1 pseudogene is annotated in these 587 nt (G+C 63.7%); it reads left to right on the plus strand.

Annotated elements, in window-relative coordinates:
* Window positions 1-129: 129 nt before the first annotated feature.
* Window positions 130-480: pseudogene (locus tag OTB19_RS43310) on the plus strand (transposase); the annotation flags it as partial.
* Window positions 481-587: the final 107 nt, after the last annotated feature.

Below are 587 nucleotides of genomic sequence, written 5' to 3' on the forward strand. Positions count from 1 at the left end.
GAGATGATCTCCGGCGGAAACCGGAAACCCCGGTACGACGGCGTGTCCACGCGAAGCCCCTCCCGGCGATCCGACCATACGGATGATCATGCCACCGGAAGAGGCCTCCACCCAACCTGACAACGCCCCAAGCACCCCTCGGCCACCGGCCATCAGGGCAAATACGTGATGCGGGAGATCGTCAACACGATCCTCTACCAGAACCGCACCGGCTGTCAGTGGGAGTACCTGCCGCACGATCTGCCGCCGAAGAGTGCGACGTACTACTACTTCGCCGCCTGGCGTGACGACGGCACCGACCAGACCGTTCACGACCTCCTGCGCTGGCAGCTGCGCGAGAGCCGGAAGCGATTAGCCGACCCGAGTCTGGTGGTCCTGGACACCCAGAGCATCCACGCGGCCGTCGGTGTCCCGGCCGACACAACGGGCAAGGACGCTTCGAAAAAGGTGCCGGGCAGGAACCTGCGTTCCGCAGCTGATGGCGGGTTCTGGACACGGTTGACGGTGTTCTCGCAGGTCACGTGGTTTCGGCCTGGTGGAACGGCCAGAGTCGCCTAGTAACACGTTTCATGTGGTTACCCTGCGTT

It is taken from the genome of Streptomyces sp. H27-H5 (assembly GCF_026627505.1).
Taxonomy (GTDB): Bacteria; Actinomycetota; Actinomycetes; order Streptomycetales; family Streptomycetaceae; genus Streptomyces.